General features: G+C 33.4%; 14 protein-coding genes. 9 read left to right on the top strand and 5 right to left on the bottom strand.

Annotated features, from left to right (window positions below; genetic code table 11):
• Positions 1-52: 52 nt before the first annotated feature.
• Together B0A64_RS07065 and B0A64_RS07060 are read right to left on the bottom strand one after the other, a co-directional pair.
• A complete protein-coding gene (locus tag B0A64_RS07065) occupies positions 53-433 on the bottom strand; it encodes a hypothetical protein (RefSeq protein WP_089478820.1) in 381 nt (126 codons plus the stop codon).
• A gap of 34 nt (positions 434-467) precedes the next feature.
• A complete protein-coding gene (locus tag B0A64_RS07060) occupies positions 468-824 on the bottom strand; it encodes a roadblock/LC7 domain-containing protein (protein ID WP_089478819.1) in 357 nt (118 codons plus the stop codon).
• Between the two features lie 178 nt (positions 825-1002).
• Here B0A64_RS07060 and B0A64_RS07055 point away from each other — a divergent pair, with 178 nt between their 5' ends.
• The 7 genes from B0A64_RS07055 (at position 1003) to B0A64_RS07025 (ending at position 11831) form a co-directional block, all read left to right on the top strand.
• Positions 1003-1218: a hypothetical protein gene (locus B0A64_RS07055; RefSeq protein ID WP_089478818.1), complete on the top strand. Its 216-nt coding sequence runs from the start codon at positions 1003-1005 to the stop codon at positions 1216-1218.
• A 124-nt stretch (positions 1219-1342) separates the two neighbouring features.
• Complete coding sequence (locus B0A64_RS07050; RefSeq protein ID WP_089478817.1) at positions 1343-1939, top strand: lipoprotein signal peptidase; 597 nt, start codon at positions 1343-1345, stop codon at positions 1937-1939.
• Between the two features lie 84 nt (positions 1940-2023).
• The gene (locus tag B0A64_RS07045) at positions 2024-5182 is read left to right on the top strand and encodes a UvrD-helicase domain-containing protein (RefSeq protein ID WP_089478816.1); all 3159 of its coding nucleotides are present in this window, start codon (positions 2024-2026) and stop codon (positions 5180-5182) included.
• A gap of 81 nt (positions 5183-5263) precedes the next feature.
• Positions 5264-6457, top strand: a complete 1194-nt coding sequence (gene kbl / locus B0A64_RS07040) for a glycine C-acetyltransferase (protein WP_089478815.1) — start codon at positions 5264-5266, stop codon at positions 6455-6457.
• A 113-nt stretch (positions 6458-6570) separates the two neighbouring features.
• Positions 6571-8034 carry an OmpA family protein gene (locus B0A64_RS07035; protein WP_089478814.1) on the top strand — a complete coding sequence of 488 codons (1464 nt, stop codon included), beginning with the start codon at positions 6571-6573 and terminating at the stop codon, positions 8032-8034.
• Between the two features lie 63 nt (positions 8035-8097).
• Complete coding sequence (locus B0A64_RS07030; protein WP_089478813.1) at positions 8098-10863, top strand: PD-(D/E)XK nuclease family protein; 2766 nt, start codon at positions 8098-8100, stop codon at positions 10861-10863.
• Positions 10864-11156: 293 nt separating this feature from the next.
• Positions 11157-11831: an ATP-binding cassette domain-containing protein gene (locus B0A64_RS07025; RefSeq protein WP_089478812.1), complete on the top strand. Its 675-nt coding sequence runs from the start codon at positions 11157-11159 to the stop codon at positions 11829-11831.
• A gap of 8 nt (positions 11832-11839) precedes the next feature.
• Here B0A64_RS07025 and B0A64_RS25095 read toward each other — a convergent pair whose 3' ends face one another.
• Entirely contained in the window at positions 11840-11992 is a 153-nt protein-coding gene (locus B0A64_RS25095) for a hypothetical protein (RefSeq protein WP_165769772.1), read from the bottom strand.
• A 282-nt stretch (positions 11993-12274) separates the two neighbouring features.
• On the opposite strand from B0A64_RS25095, the gene B0A64_RS07020 reads away from it, so the two are divergent.
• Both B0A64_RS07020 and B0A64_RS07015 read left to right on the top strand, forming a co-directional pair.
• A complete protein-coding gene (locus B0A64_RS07020) occupies positions 12275-12595 on the top strand; it encodes a roadblock/LC7 domain-containing protein (RefSeq protein ID WP_089478811.1) in 321 nt (106 codons plus the stop codon).
• Between the two features lie 18 nt (positions 12596-12613).
• A complete protein-coding gene (locus B0A64_RS07015; protein ID WP_089478810.1) occupies positions 12614-12988 on the top strand; it encodes a hypothetical protein in 375 nt (124 codons plus the stop codon).
• A 75-nt stretch (positions 12989-13063) separates the two neighbouring features.
• Here B0A64_RS07015 and B0A64_RS07010 read toward each other — a convergent pair whose 3' ends face one another.
• Positions 13064-13840, bottom strand: a complete 777-nt coding sequence (locus B0A64_RS07010) for an alpha/beta fold hydrolase (protein WP_089478809.1) — start codon at positions 13838-13840, stop codon at positions 13064-13066.
• Positions 13841-14099: 259 nt separating this feature from the next.
• On the bottom strand, positions 14100-15392 hold the full coding sequence (locus B0A64_RS07005; protein WP_089478808.1) for an aminopeptidase P family protein: 1293 nt from the start codon (positions 15390-15392) through the stop codon (positions 14100-14102).
• Positions 15393-15467: the final 75 nt, after the last annotated feature.

Here is a 15467-nt window from a genome sequence, read left to right as displayed (position 1 = left end):
AATTAGAACCATCTTGATTGAGGATAGTTCTAATTAAAAAATAAATTAAAAGTTAAGCTAAGTTTTTTTCAAGCTCTAATTTGTGTTTTCTTAAAACGGCTCTTGTCATTCCTAAATTTGCCTTACTGGCATCTGCTGCAAGATAAATCATGAATTTTTTGTTTGGAGAAATATCGATAATGTGAATTTGATTCGAAAGAGTAATCAAAATATCTTCAATATCCTGGTTTAAATTTAAAGCTTTTACGGCGCTTAATTTTGCTTTCACAACTTCAAGATTGTAAGCGGCTGCAAGTTCAGGGTCAAAATTTGGATCGATTGTTAAATTCCCAAAGCTTAGTCCTGTTTCAATTTCGGTTACAGCCACAGCTATAAAACCATTTACGTTGGTTTTCATTTCATTTAAAAACACATTTAAAAAATCGTTGCTCATAATTTAGTGGGTTTGTTGGGTTAATAGATTTATGTTATTTTAATAAGGAATTTTTACTTAATTCTGAAGCTACTTCATCTGTTGATCGCATTAATAAACCGAGATTACTCCCGTCTTTTGAAAATGCTATTATAAAGTTAGTGCCACTTATTTTATTGCCAATGACAACGCCTTCTGAGGTTTTTAGGAACAGTTGTTTCAGGGCACCTTTGTCCAGGTCGATTAAGAATTTTTCGCTCATTGATAAGATAGCCGCGCTCATTGCTGCAACGCTATCTCCATAATCTAAGTGTAGTGATGTGATTAATTTTCCTTTTCCATTTAAAATTAATGCAGCAGAAGATTTAGTATTAACCAGGAAGTCATTTAGGGTAGAAGTAATTTCATTCATATTTGTAGGATTTGGGGGAATTGTTAAAATTAATTCATTTTGATTCTAATTCAGGAAAAAAGTTGCTGTTCAATCTAAACAAGTGTTAATTTTTACTAACAAATATAAATTAAATTATGTATCATTGTAATACCAAATCATTAATAATTTTATTTATTTAACATAAAAAACTTACACAATGGCTAAAGTACTGAAATTTAAGGAAATAAACTCTGATGTTGAGAGTAGAATGAAAGATTTTGAAAGACTTCGTATTAAATTTAAAGCTGATGTAAAAAAGGCAGAAGCTAAAAAGGCAGCTGCCGGAAAAGAAGGGAAAGGTTTGCTTAAATCTATTTCTGAGTTTTTTGCAGATTCGCCAAAGAAGCCGGTTCCGTCAAGTGTTAAAAAATAGTTCTCGTAATAACCCATAAAAATAATCTGGTATAGCTTTGTTTATACCAGAAAAGAATTAACGCTCCATTAGGAGCGTTTTTTTTGATTAAATTGTTACTTTTGCCCCATCAAAATTTAATAAAATGTCATTACCAAAAGCATATATCCTTATATTTTTAGTTTTAATTGTTGATCAGCTTTCAAAAATCTATGTAAAAACAAACTTTGCTTTAGGAGATGAAGTGGTTATTTTTGACTGGTTTAGAATTCATTTTATAGAAAATGAAGGAATGGCGTGGGGGACAAAAATTCCCGGACAATATGGAAAATTAATTTTGACCGTTTTCAGGATTTTTGCAGTATTTGGTATTGCTTATTGGTTATCTGACGCAATCAAAAAACGTCATTCTACTTATCTTGTAGTTGCCATTGCATTAATTTTTGCAGGAGCGGCCGGAAATATATTAGACTCTGTTTTTTACGGAGTTATTTTCGATGATAGCCATGGTAACCTGGCAACAATTTTTTCTCCACAACCTTATGGTACTTGGTTTCATGGTTTAGTAGTTGATATGTTTTATTTTCCTATCTGGAAAGGTACGTTACCAAGCTGGTTTCCAATTTGGGGAGGTGAACAAGTTTCCTTTTTTAATGCCATCTTTAATGTTGCAGATATGGCAATTTCTACAGGTGTTGGAATCTTACTTGTTTTTAACAGAAGAGCATTTCCTAAACATTAGACCCCGTTTTAGATTATTGAATTTTTAGGTTTTGTAATTATTAGTGCTTAAGAAACACTATTTTTACAGGATAAAATGAAACCTATGCCAAGTCCGTCTTTTTCTATTTATGATGCATCTGCCGGTTCAGGAAAGACTTATACTTTGGTGAAAGAATATCTTAAAATTATTCTTTCTTCCCCTAAAAACGATGCTTATCGCAATATTCTCGCAATAACTTTTACCAATAAAGCAGTTCATGAAATGAAAAGCCGTATTGTGGGAAGTCTTTCTGAGTTTGCCAAAGACGAGCCTTCTGCAAAAGCACTTGATTTAATCGACGATTTGTCTCGCGATACAGGGCTTTCTGCTATTAAAATTAAAACAAAATCTCAAAGCATAATTAAGCATCTTATTCATAATTATGCTGCTTTTGATATTTCGACAATCGATAAATTTACGCATAAAGTGATTCGTGCCTTTGCACATGACCTAAATTTGCCAATGACTTTTGAGGTAACTTTAGATACTGAAAATTTATTGATAGAAGCTGTCGATGCAATTATTGCTCAAGCCGGTCAGGATGAAACCCTGACGAAACTGTTGATTGATTTTACGATGGAAAAAACCGACGATGATAAAAGTTGGGATGTTTCTCGTGAAATACTGGAAACCGGCAGATTGGTTCTGAATGAAAATAACCGAAACGAAATTTCTCACTTTCAGGATAAATCTATTGAGGAATTTGTTGCGATAAAAAAGAAAATGCTCACGCTTTGCAAAGAGCTGGAATCCGAAAATGAAAATTTTGCTGTTGAAGCTCTTTCTCTTATAGATAAAAATGGAATAGATTTAAAGTCATTTTCGAGAGGAACGTTTCCAAATCATTTAGAAAGTATTCGGGATGGGAAATTCAATCCCCGAAATAAAACCTTTCATGAATTCGATGACATTGCGATTAATAAAACAGCAAAAGACAAAGCGTTAATCGAAAATATAATTCCGGAACTACTTCAGGTCCTGGAAAAGATTTATAAGAATTTCGAAAAAAGAGATTTTTATAAAGCGTTTTTAAAAAATATAACACCACTTTCTCTTTTAAATACGGTGAGTAACGAACTGGCTAAAATTCAATCTGAGCAGAATGTTTTGTCAATTTCTGAATTTAATGCGATTATTCATCGTGAAATCCAAAATCAACCCGCGCCTTTTATTTATGAGCGTTTGGGAGAGCGATATCGCCATTTTTTTATCGATGAATTTCAGGATACTTCAGAGATGCAATGGCAGAATTTGATTCCGCTTATACATAACTCGCTTTCTGGCGAAGATGATTTTGGAAACAAAGGTACTTTAATGATTGTTGGGGATCCCAAGCAATCTATTTACCGATGGAGAGGTGGTAAGGCTGAGCAGTTTATTGAGTTAGGAAAAGAGGAAGCATCTTTTTTTAATCACGAAAAAGTAGTCAGGCATCTGGATACAAATTATAGAAGTTATAGCGAAGTTATTGATTTTAATAATGCTTTTTTTAAATTAATTGCAGCCGAATTCTCAAACGAAGATTATAAGGATTTATATGAAAATCATAGTTTTCAGAATTCAAATTCAAAAAAAGGGGGCTATGTTAATATTTCTTTCCTTCCGATAATCGAAAAATCAGATTTTGCAGACGACGAAGAAGTGGTCGAAAAATCAGATTTATATGTTTTAGCGACTTTAAATACCATTCAGAAAGTAGTTAGGGAGGGATTTTTGTATAAAGATATCGTAATTCTGACTCGAAAAAGAGATCAGGGAATTGCAATTGCCAATTATCTGACAGAACAGAATATTCCGCTTTTGTCTTCAGAAACTCTGATGATTCAAAATGCGACCGAAGTTAGATTGATTGTTCATTTGTTGAAATATTTAAATAATAGTGCCGATTTAGAATCAAAAGCTAATTTCTTGCATTTTTTGGCTTCCAATAAAGAAATTGAAATGCCAATACATGATTTCATTGCTCAGGGAATGTCGCAAAAGCTTGAAGTTGATTTTGAAAAATGGCTGTTAACCTTTGATGTTTCTTTATCTTTTGAAAATATTCGGAAAAAATCATTGTATGAGGCGGTAGAAATCATTATTTCTAAGTTTGTTTCTCTTTCAGGAGGAAATGCCTATGTGCAATTTTTTCTGGACATTGTTTTAGAACGGGATATTAGAAACCAAGCCGGTATTGCTGATTTTTTGGGTTATTGGGATAAAAATGCAGAGAAATTTAGTATTCCGTCTCCCGAAGGAAATAATGCAGTACGAATTATGACCATTCATAAATCAAAAGGATTAGAGTTTCCTGTTGTAATTATGCCTTTTGCAGAAGAGGATTACAATCGAAAGCCAAAAGATAAATTATGGCTCGATACAGAAAACGTAGATTTAGACGTGCCAAAAGCTTTGATTGATAATAGTAGTGCTGTTGAAGGTTTTGGCGAAAGTGCTTCGGCAGTTTTTAATTTAAAAAAACAAGAAGAATTGCTCGACAATATAAATGTTTTGTATGTAGCCTTAACACGTGCAGAAGAACAATTGTATGTTATTTCGCAATGCTTGAAAGAGAGGAAAGATGGAGAATTCCCAAATAATATGGCAGCTTTTTTTATTAAATATTTAATGCACAAAGGCGTTTATGATTCTGAAAAATTGGAATATGAATTTGGCAATAAAATTAAGCTTTCGGCGCCAACAAAATCAATAGATTTAGTTAAGACAATACCTGTTGTCCCAGAGGTTTTAAATCCAAAAAATATCAGAATTGCCCAGCGAGAATCTTTAATGTGGGGAACGCATCAGCAAGAAGCAATCGCTTACGGAAATATAATTCATGAAATATTAGCTTTTGTTAAAGACAAATCAGATGTTGATTTGGCAATTACCAAAGCAATCGAAAACGGATTGATTACAGTTGATCAGGTAGATATGGTTTTAAAATCGCTTCAGGAAATTGTCAATCATCCTGAATTAAGTATTTGTTTCGATGGAAATTATAATATCTTGAATGAGCAAACTATTGTTCAAAAAGAAGGACGTATTTTAAAACCAGATCGAATTGTTCTGACTCCAAATAAAGAAGCTTATCTTTTAGATTATAAAACTGGTGCAATAAATTCAAAATATATACAACAAATTCAAGAATATCAAGATGCTATTGAGGATTTAGGATACAAAGTGTTAAAAAAGGCATTGGTGTATATAGGAACAGAAATCGATGTAGTAAATTTGTGAAAAAATTAATCAGATGTTAAAAGCCTGACTGGGATTTGAGGAGTCTAAGTTGTTAATTTTTAACGTTTAAAATAAATAGAAATGTACGGTAAAATTAAAGAGCATTTGCAAAGTGAGTTGCAAACTATTGAAGAAAACGGAATTTTTAAAAAGGAGAGAATTATAACTTCGGCACAAGATGCAGAAATTACAATTTCGACAGGAGAGAAGGTTTTGAACTTTTGTGCAAACAATTATTTAGGTCTTTCTTCTCATCCTGAAGTGGTTCAGGCAGCCAAAGATGCTATGGATACGCATGGTTTTGGGATGTCTTCGGTACGTTTTATTTGTGGAACTCAGGATATTCATAAAACTTTAGAAAAAAAGATTGCTGATTTTTATGGTACAGAAGATACGATTCTTTATGCAGCAGCTTTTGATGCAAATGGAGGTGTTTTTGAGCCTTTGTTAGGAGAAAACGATGCAATTATTTCAGATAGTTTAAACCATGCTTCTATTATTGATGGAGTTCGTTTGTGTAAAGCAGCACGTTATCGCTATGAAAATAGCAACATGGAAGATTTAGAGCAGCAGTTAATCAAAGCCAATGAAGCTGGTGCCCGCTTTAAACTAATTGTTACTGATGGTGTTTTTTCTATGGATGGAGTAGTAGCCCCTTTAGATAAAATTTGCGATCTGGCTGATAAGTACGATGCAATGGTTATGGTTGATGAATGTCATGCTGCAGGATTTATTGGTGCTACTGGTAAAGGTACACTTGAAGCAAAAGGCGTTATGGGCAGGGTAGATATTATAACAGGAACTCTTGGTAAAGCTCTTGGTGGAGCAATGGGAGGTTATACAACTGCCAAAAAAGAAATAATCGAATTGTTGCGTCAGCGCTCAAGACCATATTTGTTTTCGAATTCATTAGCGCCTGCCATTGTGGGAGCTTCTATCAAAGTTTTTGAATTATTGGAAAAAGATACCTCTTTGAGAGATAAATTAGAGTGGAATACTAATTATTTTAAAGATGGAATGAAAAAAGCAGGTTTCGATATCATTGATGGAGATTCTGCAATTGTTCCTGTTATGTTGTATGATGCTAAATTATCGCAAACAATGGCCAATGAGCTTTTAAAACAAGGGATTTATGTAATCGGATTCTTCTTTCCGGTTGTGCCTAAGGAGAAAGCGAGAATCAGGGTTCAATTATCGGCTGCGCATACCAAAGAGCACTTAGATAGAGCGATAGCAGCATTCATAGTTGTCGGACAAATGTTAAAAGTTATATAATTCCCACTTTGGTCAAATTTTTGTAGGTTTTTTTTAACATTTCATTTTGTATTTAAAAAATTTGGTGTTACTTTTGCTTGTAATTAACTAAATTGTAATTAAAAAAATTAAGTATGAAACATCTTAACAAACTTTTAGTTGCTGTGATGATGGTGATGGGTTTAAGTTCTCACGCACAAGACAGTAACAATCCATGGGCTATCTCTTTTGGAGTTAATGCCGTTGACACTAGAACCAGTTCTAATGCAGGAAGTGGATTCTTTAATCAACACTTTTCTCAGCCATTCGCTGTAAAAGACAACTGGAATATTCTTCCTTCTTTATCATACATTGGTGTGACTAGATATGTAGGTAGTGGTTTCTCTGTTGGTTTACAAGGATCTGTAAATAAAATTGATAAATACGTTACTTTTGCTCCAACTGCTGTTGGACATGATTCAAGAGGTAATGTTGTAACTAATCCTGGTGATTTGATGTATTATGGAATTGATGCTACTATTAAATATAGCTTCCAGGAATTAATCAAATCTAAAGTAGTTGATCCTTCGTTATCTGTTGGTGGAGGTTACACTTTCTTTGGTGATAGCAGCTTTGGTACAGTTAATCCAGGTGCTGGAGTAACTTTCTGGTTTACAGATGCTATTGGTCTTGAACTTGCTACAAAATACAAATGGTCAGTTAGTGGAGACAGACAAGATGTATCTGGAACTCCAGATGCTGTATCTCATTTCCAACATACTGCTGGTCTAATCTTCAAATTTGGAGGTAAAGATACTGACGGAGACGGAATCTACGATAAAGATGACGCTTGTCCAGATGTTGCTGGTTTAAAACAATTCAATGGATGTCCTGATACTGACGGAGACGGAATCGTTGACGCTAGTGATGCTTGTCCTACTGAATTTGGTTTAGCTGCTTTAAACGGTTGTCCTGATAAAGACGGAGACGGAATCGCTGATAAAGATGATGCTTGTCCAGATGTTGCAGGTCCAAAACAATTTAACGGTTGTCCTGATACTGACGGAGATGGTGTTCCAGACAAAGATGACAAATGTCCTACTGTTGCTGGTCCTAAAGAAAATGGTGGTTGTCCTGTATTAGACGCTGACAAAGATGGTGTTGCTGATAAAGATGATGATTGTCCTACAGTTTACGGTCCTGCTAGTAATAGAGGTTGTCCTGAAGTAACTAACGAAGCTTTAGAAGATCTTAAAGTTCAAGCAAGAGCAGTTTACTTTAACTCAGGTAAAGCTACTTTCAAAACAGGAGACAAAGAAACTCCAGCTAGATTAGATGCAATTAAAGAAATCCTTAAAAACTATCCAAACGCTAAATTTAGTGTAGAAGGACATACAGATAGTACAGGTTCTGCTAAAATCAACCAGAAACTTTCTGAAGATAGAGCTGCTGCTGTAATGAATGCTTTAATTGAAAGAGGTGTTAATCCAGAAAACTTAGTTTCTAAAGGATTTGGATCTACTCAACCAGTTGCAAGTAACAAAACTGCTGCAGGTAAAGCACAAAACAGAAGAACAGAAATTAGACACATTGGTTCTAAATACCAAGGTAAAATCTAATTTACTTTCTAAATAAATACTAAAAGCCATTCTTAATTGAATGGCTTTTTTTATTTTTATCAAATGATAAATACTTCTTTTCTTAGAAAAATAGCAACCGTTGTAATTCAGGATTATTCAGCTAAACTTGCTGAGACTACTATTATTTTGCCTAATAAAAGAGCCAAGGTTTTTTTAATCGAAGCTTTAAAAAATGAAACAACAAGTACTATTCTTTCACCTGAAATTATTAGTATTGAGGATTTTGTACAAGATGTAGCGTCAATACGATCAGTAGATTCAATTGAGCTTTTGTTTGAGTTTTATGAAGTTTATTTGTCTGTAACCGAAAAGCAGAACCAGCAATCATTTGAGTTGTTTGCCAATTGGGCAAAAACGCTTTTGCAGGATTTTAATGAGATTGATCGCTATTTATTAGACCCCAATCATGTATTGTCTTATCTGAAAGATATTGAAGACATAAAAAAATGGGGAATCGAAGTAGAAAATAAAACCAAACTGCTGGAAAACTATATTGATTTCTGGAAACTTCTACCGCTGTATTATGATTCGTTATATACGCATTTATTGAATAAATCTATTGGATATCAAGGTTTAATTTATAGAGAAGCAGTAAATAATCTAAATCATTTTTCGAATACGATTTCAAACAGAACTTTTATTTTTGCAGGTTTTAATGCTCTAAATGCTGCTGAAGAAAAAATTGTACAACATCTTTTAGCACTGGATCGAGCTAAAATTTATTGGGACGTTGATCAAACCTTTCTCAATGATCCTTATCATGACGCAGGACTTTTTGTACGTCGTTTTAAAGAAAACTGGAAACATTATAAAACAAATATTTTTGAGTGGATTGTAGATGATTTTTCGCAATCTAAAAATATTCAGGTAATAGGAACTCCTAAAACTATTGGTCAGGCTAAATTAGCCGGAAGTATTATCGAAAATATAATCACTGAAAACCCAGAGACATCTCTCGATAAAGTTGCTATTGTGCTTGGTGAGGAAAACTTATTAATGCCCATTTTATACTCTTTGCCCTCTACAGTTGGAAGTTTAAATATTACGATGGGATATTCCGGAAAGAATAATCCGTCGCAAATTTTGATCGCAAAATTGTTTAAAATGCATACTAACGCACTCTCCCGTAAAGGAGAAAGTTATGTTTTTTATTATAAAGATATTCTGGATATTCTAACGCACCCATTAGTAGAGCCTTATGCAAATGCCGGTAATCTGGTCAGGATTATCAAAGAGAATAATTATACTTTTATTACCCATAACCGTATTATTGAGCTCAATTCCAATCCATCGCAATTGTTTAGCCTGTTGTTCCGGAAATGGGACAACGGATCAATTGCTGTACTTGAAAATGTGTCTGAACTTTTGCTCTTAATAAAAGAGAATTTTAATAATGATAATGAAGAAGAAAAAATTGCAAAGGCCTTTGTATATGCTGTTTTTAAAGTAATAAATAAGTTAATTAATTATTATTCGCAGCACAATCATATTGATAATATTGACACTTTGCATGCTATCTACAAGCAAATTATCGATGTTGCCGAAGTTTCGTTTGAAGGAGAGCCATTGCATGGTTTGCAAATTATGGGAGTTCTGGAAAGCCGTGTTCTGGATTTTGATACCGTAATTGTAACTTCTATGAACGAAGGGAAATTTCCTGCCGGAAAATCGCAAAATTCATTTATTCCTTATGATGTCAAAAGAGAGCTGGGTTTGCCAACTTTTAAAGAAAAAGACGCTATTTATACCTATCACTTTTATCATCTATTGCAACGGGCCAAAAATATTTATCTAATCTACAATACAGAAAATGACGGATTGGACGCAGGTGAACGCAGTCGTTTTATCACGCAATTAGAAGTTGAGAAACAAGCAAAGCACAACCTTACATTTGATATTTATAACCCTGTATTGCCAACATCAGCATATCAGCCAATGATCGTTTCAAAATCTGAAGCTGTAATCGAACGCCTGAAAGAAATTGCAATTGCAGGCTTTTCGCCATCGGCGCTAACCAGTTATATTCGAAATCCTATTGAGTTTTATTTTCAAAAAATTCTTCGTATTCGTGAGGTCGAAGAAGTCGAAGAGAATATCGCCCTAAATACTTTGGGAACCATAATTCATGAAACTCTAAAAGCGTTGTATGATCCTTTTGTTGGTAGATTTATTTCGGAGACTGATATTGAAAATTGTTTTAAATTGCTGGATGATGAAGTTTTGAGGCAATTTAAAGTAGTTTATAAAGAAGGTGAAATTAAAAAAGGGCGCAATCTACTGGCTTTTGAAGTTGCAAAGCGTAATGTTTCCAATTTTTTGAAAATGGAATTAGAATCTATTAAAAATGGTGATGCAGTCAAGATCATAGCCTTAGAGAAAACGTATGAGCGCGAGTTGAAACATCCTGATTTGCCATTTCCGGTTCTTATTAAAGGAAATGTCGACAGAATTGAGTTGCGCAACGGCAAGATCAGAATTATTGATTACAAGACCGGTAAAGTCGAAAAAACAAACGTTATCCTTAAGTCCTGGAACGGATTGACACAAGAGCTTAAAAACGATAAAATCATTCAGGTTTTGGCGTATGCATTTATGTTTGAAAATGAAGCTGCTGGTTTACCTGTTGAAGTAGGGATTATTTCGTTTAAAAATTTGAAGTCCGGGTTTCTCCCTTTTGGATTTAAAGAAGATAAAGAGTTGGATTCTGCGGTGACAAATGAAATATTGAAAAATTATTTAGAGGAAATAGTAGTTTTGCTAAGTGAAATTTTTAATGCCAACATTCCTTTTGAGGAAAAAATAAATTAAGATATCAGAAAGCTAAATAATATTTACGAATTTTTTAAAACAACTTTAGTTGTAAACTTATCGGTATGTGCTGTTGCCGTTTTATTAGGTGGTTTTGATTATTTTTTTATAATGTTTTTAAGTTTTGGTTTCCTGATGAGTATTGGTTTTAAAGAATTATATCGTAAAAATGAGTACTTGTTTTATTCGAATAACGGAATTTCAAAATTACAACTTTTAGTCTCCAGCTACCTTTTGACTTTCTGTGCGACACTTTTAATGGGTAGTATCACTTTTTTAATAAAGTACATATTTTGAAAAACGATATATTAGAGATTGACGGCATACAGAAGAAGTTTAATGAGAGAGTGATTCTTTCAGATGTGTACTTAAAGTGTGAAACCGCTCAAATTGTAGGTTTATTAGGCAGAAATGGCTCTGGAAAATCGACATTGCTAAAAATTATTTTCGGCACAGTATCAGCTCCAAATAAATGTATACGCATAAATGGTGTTTCAAAAAACAATGAAAATAACTTGCTGAAAGAAATTAGTTATTTGTCGCAAGAGCAATTCATCCCGAATCATTTATCAGTAAAAAAAGCAATAGAATTATCGGTCGATAAACAAAAGATAAAATTTTTCTATGAAGATGAATTTATTCAGTCGATTTTAAATAAAAGAATAAATCATTTGTCTGGAGGAGAATTGCGCTATCTCGAAATTAAAATAGTTCTCTTTAATCCTTCAAAATTTGTTTTACTCGACGAACCTTACAACGGATTGTCTCCAATTATGGCAGATGTGGTGAATGAATTGATAAAAGTAAATTCCGACAAAAAAGGAATTATCATTACCGATCATAATTATCAAAACGTAATCAGGATTTCGACACAATTAATTTTGATAAAAGAGGGTAGAACCCACCATATCAAAGATAAAGCTGAACTTGTTGATAAAGGTTACCTCACTAGTTCAGCTTTTTTATAGGTACTTTTCTAGCTAAAGATCTTTTTGAAAAAACCTTTTTTTGCACGCTCCTCTAAATTTGGATTATTTATGCTTCCGTTTTCAAAACGAAATCTTCTAAATTTCATCAATTTTACATTTAAGTCAAAGCGTACTTCGTCAACAGTTTTCATTTCGTTCATTTTTTTTTGCAAAGCTATGAAAAACTTCTTGTAAATGAACTTTGTACAAGATGTTAAGATAATAATTGACGTATCTGAATTAGAATCTGGTTTTTTTAGAAAAATCCGCTTTTTTTATTAATTTTTTTTTAGAAAGTTTACTTTAAAAATAAAGAAACATTATAGTATAAATAAAAGTGTTTCAAATGGTTACGCGTGTGTTTTTTTTAACAAGTGTTTACCAAAAAAATCTGTTTATTAAAAATATCTTTGACCCCTTGTTATAAATGATAGAAGAATATTATGGTCGATTTAAATACACTTGTGGAAGAAACCGGAGCTGAATCCGGATTGAGTTTTAATATAGATGGCATCTTGCTGGAATCGGTAAATTTAGAGTATGATGGTAATGTAGCGGCAATGATTGGGATGATATTAAAAATGTGTTTAGAAATGTCTGAAGATGTTAATAATGGAGATCTTAAGCAAGTCATGATTAAGAATAAAGACGGTATTGTGGTTGCCAATAAAGATGAATTCGATAACTGCGTTGCACTGCTTTCTAAAGATATAAGTAAAATGGGACTTTTGCTGCGCAAAATGGATACCGTTTTCAATAATTAATTTAAATACAATTAAAACATGTCAGATTTTTTACAAAATTTTCAAAACGATCTAAAAGAGAATGTTAATGGATTTATTGCTGTCTCAGTAACTGAAGTTGAAACAGGAATGTCTTACTGCTCACTTTCTTTAAATCCAAATTTTGACCCTGAATTAGCATCTGCTTACAACTTAGAAGTTGTAAAAGCAAAATTAAACGCTATTAAGGCTCTGGGATTAGATCAAAAAATCAATGATATCTTAATTACATTAACAGATCAGATACATATTATAGACGTTTCTGAAGATGGTAAATATTTTATTTATTTAGCAGTTGATGCTACAAAAGCAAATCTTGGAATGACAAGAGCGACTTTGGCTAAATTCAAGAGAGACATTATATCAAAACTATAATTTGTTTCAAATAATCAGAAAAAGGCTGTTCAAAGATTTTGAGCAGCCTTTTTTTGTGTTTTAAGGATATTGAACTTATTCAAAAAACGCTGACAAAATAGTCTGGAGCTCTTCTTTGTTTTCTATCTGGCTCATGTGTCCATCTTCAAAAGAGACAAGTTTTGCAGTTGTATTTTCGATTTGAGAAATACTTTCTTCATAATTCAATACAGGATCTTTTTTGCCCAATATTAATAAAACAGGAAAATGATTTTTTTGCAATATCGATTCCCTGTCTTTTCTAATTTTCATTCCTTCAAGCGATGCTACAATTCCTTGCAGGGGCGTTTTTAGAGCTTGATCTTTTACTTTTTCAATTTCATCGGCCAATCTCGTTCGGTTGTTTTCGCTGAACAAATTACCAATAGCCAGACTTACAAAGTTTACATAATTTTGTTTTACTGCTTTTATAGCCCGATTTCGGTTTATTTTTTTCTCGTGACTATCTGCTTTTGAGGTAGAGTTCAAGAGAACCAATTTATCGATGTTGTTTGGAAATAATTCGGCAAAAGCCAAACCTACATAACCACCCATAGAATGACCTAGAATAGTCGCTTTTTCGATGTTTAAATGTTTTAAAACTTCGTGAACAACATTTGCATTATCCTCCATAGAATGTACATATCCTAAAGAATCTGATTTGCCGTGACCTAATAAATCAATCGTAATAACGCGGTGTTTTTCTGAAAACAAATCAACGTAAGAAGTCCACATTTTTTTGTTTTCCAGAAAGCCATGAAGCAGCACAATTGCGGTTCCGTTACCCGAATCAGTATAAGAGATTGTGGAGTTTTTATATAAAAGAGTTTTCAAAATGTTGTTTTAAGTAGTTTGTTAGCAAAGATTTTTTTTGCCACGAATTGCACAAATTTACACGAATCAAAGGAACTTCGAAAATTGAACTGCACGAATTTTAATTGTATTTTTTATAAATGAAATAAAAATGAATATTAATTAGTGAAAATTTGAGAAATCCGTGGCGAATTTTTTAAATCTTAATTCAAAAAAAACGGCCAACATTTCTGTCAGCCGTAGTCTTTTCTCTATACTCTTTCTTCTATATTCTTCCTTTTTAAGAATTCATCAAACTTTCGATTTCATCTACTTCAACCGGAATATTGCGCATTAGGTTAAAAGGTTCTCCTTTTTCCTGAACCACAACGTTGTCTTCCAGACGAATCCCGAAACCTTCTGCCGGAATATAAATTCCAGGTTCAACCGTAAAGACCATATTTGCTTTCATAGGTTCGTGAAGCAATCCGTAATCGTGCGTGTCAAGTCCCATGTGGTGAGATGTTCCGTGCATGAAATATTTTTTGTAAGCAGGCCATTCCGGGTTTTCGTTCTGAACATCGGCTTTATCGATTAATCCTAAACCAAGTAATTCCGAAGTCATGATTTTACCCACCTCGATATGATATTGTTTCCAAAGAGTTCCTGGAGCCAACATTTTTGTAGCTTCATTTTTTACTCTCAAAACAGCATTGTAAACCGCTTTCTGGCGGTCTGAGAATTTTCCCGAAACCGGAATCGTTCTCGTCATATCGCTGGAATAATTAGCATATTCAGCCGCAACATCCAGCAAAATTAAATCTCCGGCTTTACATTGCTGATTGTTTTCGATATAATGCAAAACATTTGCGTTGTTTCCCGAAGCAATAATTGGGGTATAAGCAAAACCTTTAGAGCGGTTACGGATAAATTCGTGAACCAATTCGGCTTCGATTTCATATTCGGTAACATTTGGCTTTACAAACGGCAATAATCTACGGAAACCTTTCTCGGTAATATCACAAGCTTGCTGAATCAAATCAATCTCTTCGCTTTCCTTAATCGAGCGAATGCGCTGCAAGATTGGGTTGCTTTTTGCAACTTGGTGAGCAGGATAACGTTCTTTCCACCATTTTACAAAACGAGCTTCGCGGGTTTCAGTTTCGACTGTTGCACGGTAATGTTCGTTGGTGTTTATGTACATCGTATCTGCATACGTCATCATTTCGTTCAAAACTTTATGAAAATCCTGTAACCAGTAAACCGTTCTAATTCCCGAAACCTGATAAGCACGGTCTTTGCTTAGTTTTTCACCTTCCCAAACGGCAATATGATCGTTGGTTTCTTTCAGGAAAAGCATTTCTTTTTGGTTTTCATAAGGTGCATCCGGAAACAAAAGCAAAATACTTTCTTCCTGATCAACACCGCTTAGATAAAAAATATCTCTGTGTTGCGCAAATGGCAAAGTACTATCTGCACTAACAGGGTAAATGTCATTTGAGTTGAAAACGGCAACAGAGTTAGGTTTCATTTCTGCCGTAAATTTTCTGCGATTTTTTACAAAAAGAGCGCTGTTTATTTGATGATATTTCATAATAATGTGAGTTTTGAACTTCGAATTTCAAAATTACTAATTTTTAGAGAACATGATATAATTGCTTTATTAAAG

The organism is Flavobacterium araucananum, assembly GCF_002222055.1.
Classification (GTDB): Bacteria; Bacteroidota; Bacteroidia; order Flavobacteriales; family Flavobacteriaceae; genus Flavobacterium; species Flavobacterium araucananum.
This window is presented reverse-complemented; position numbering and strand designations above follow the sequence as displayed.

Excerpts from the sequence above, each read along its gene's own strand:
- B0A64_RS07065 (WP_089478820.1), bottom strand. The coding sequence starts at position 433 with ATGAGCAACGATTTTTTAAATGTGTTTTTAAATGAAATGAAAACCAAC.
- B0A64_RS07060 (WP_089478819.1), bottom strand. The coding sequence starts at position 824 with ATGAATGAAATTACTTCTACCCTAAATGACTTCCTGGTTAATACTAAA.
- B0A64_RS07055 (WP_089478818.1), top strand. The coding sequence starts at position 1,003 with ATGGCTAAAGTACTGAAATTTAAGGAAATAAACTCTGATGTTGAGAGT.
- B0A64_RS07020 (WP_089478811.1), top strand. The coding sequence starts at position 12,275 with ATGGTCGATTTAAATACACTTGTGGAAGAAACCGGAGCTGAATCCGGA.
- B0A64_RS07050 (WP_089478817.1), top strand. The coding sequence starts at position 1,343 with ATGTCATTACCAAAAGCATATATCCTTATATTTTTAGTTTTAATTGTT.
- B0A64_RS07030 (WP_089478813.1), top strand. The coding sequence starts at position 8,098 with ATGATAAATACTTCTTTTCTTAGAAAAATAGCAACCGTTGTAATTCAG.
- kbl (WP_089478815.1), top strand. The coding sequence starts at position 5,264 with ATGTACGGTAAAATTAAAGAGCATTTGCAAAGTGAGTTGCAAACTATT.
- B0A64_RS07035 (WP_089478814.1), top strand. The coding sequence starts at position 6,571 with ATGAAACATCTTAACAAACTTTTAGTTGCTGTGATGATGGTGATGGGT.
- B0A64_RS07045 (WP_089478816.1), top strand. The coding sequence starts at position 2,024 with ATGCCAAGTCCGTCTTTTTCTATTTATGATGCATCTGCCGGTTCAGGA.
- B0A64_RS07015 (WP_089478810.1), top strand. The coding sequence starts at position 12,614 with ATGTCAGATTTTTTACAAAATTTTCAAAACGATCTAAAAGAGAATGTT.
- B0A64_RS07005 (WP_089478808.1), bottom strand. The coding sequence starts at position 15,392 with ATGAAATATCATCAAATAAACAGCGCTCTTTTTGTAAAAAATCGCAGA.
- B0A64_RS25095 (WP_165769772.1), bottom strand. The coding sequence starts at position 11,992 with ATGAACGAAATGAAAACTGTTGACGAAGTACGCTTTGACTTAAATGTA.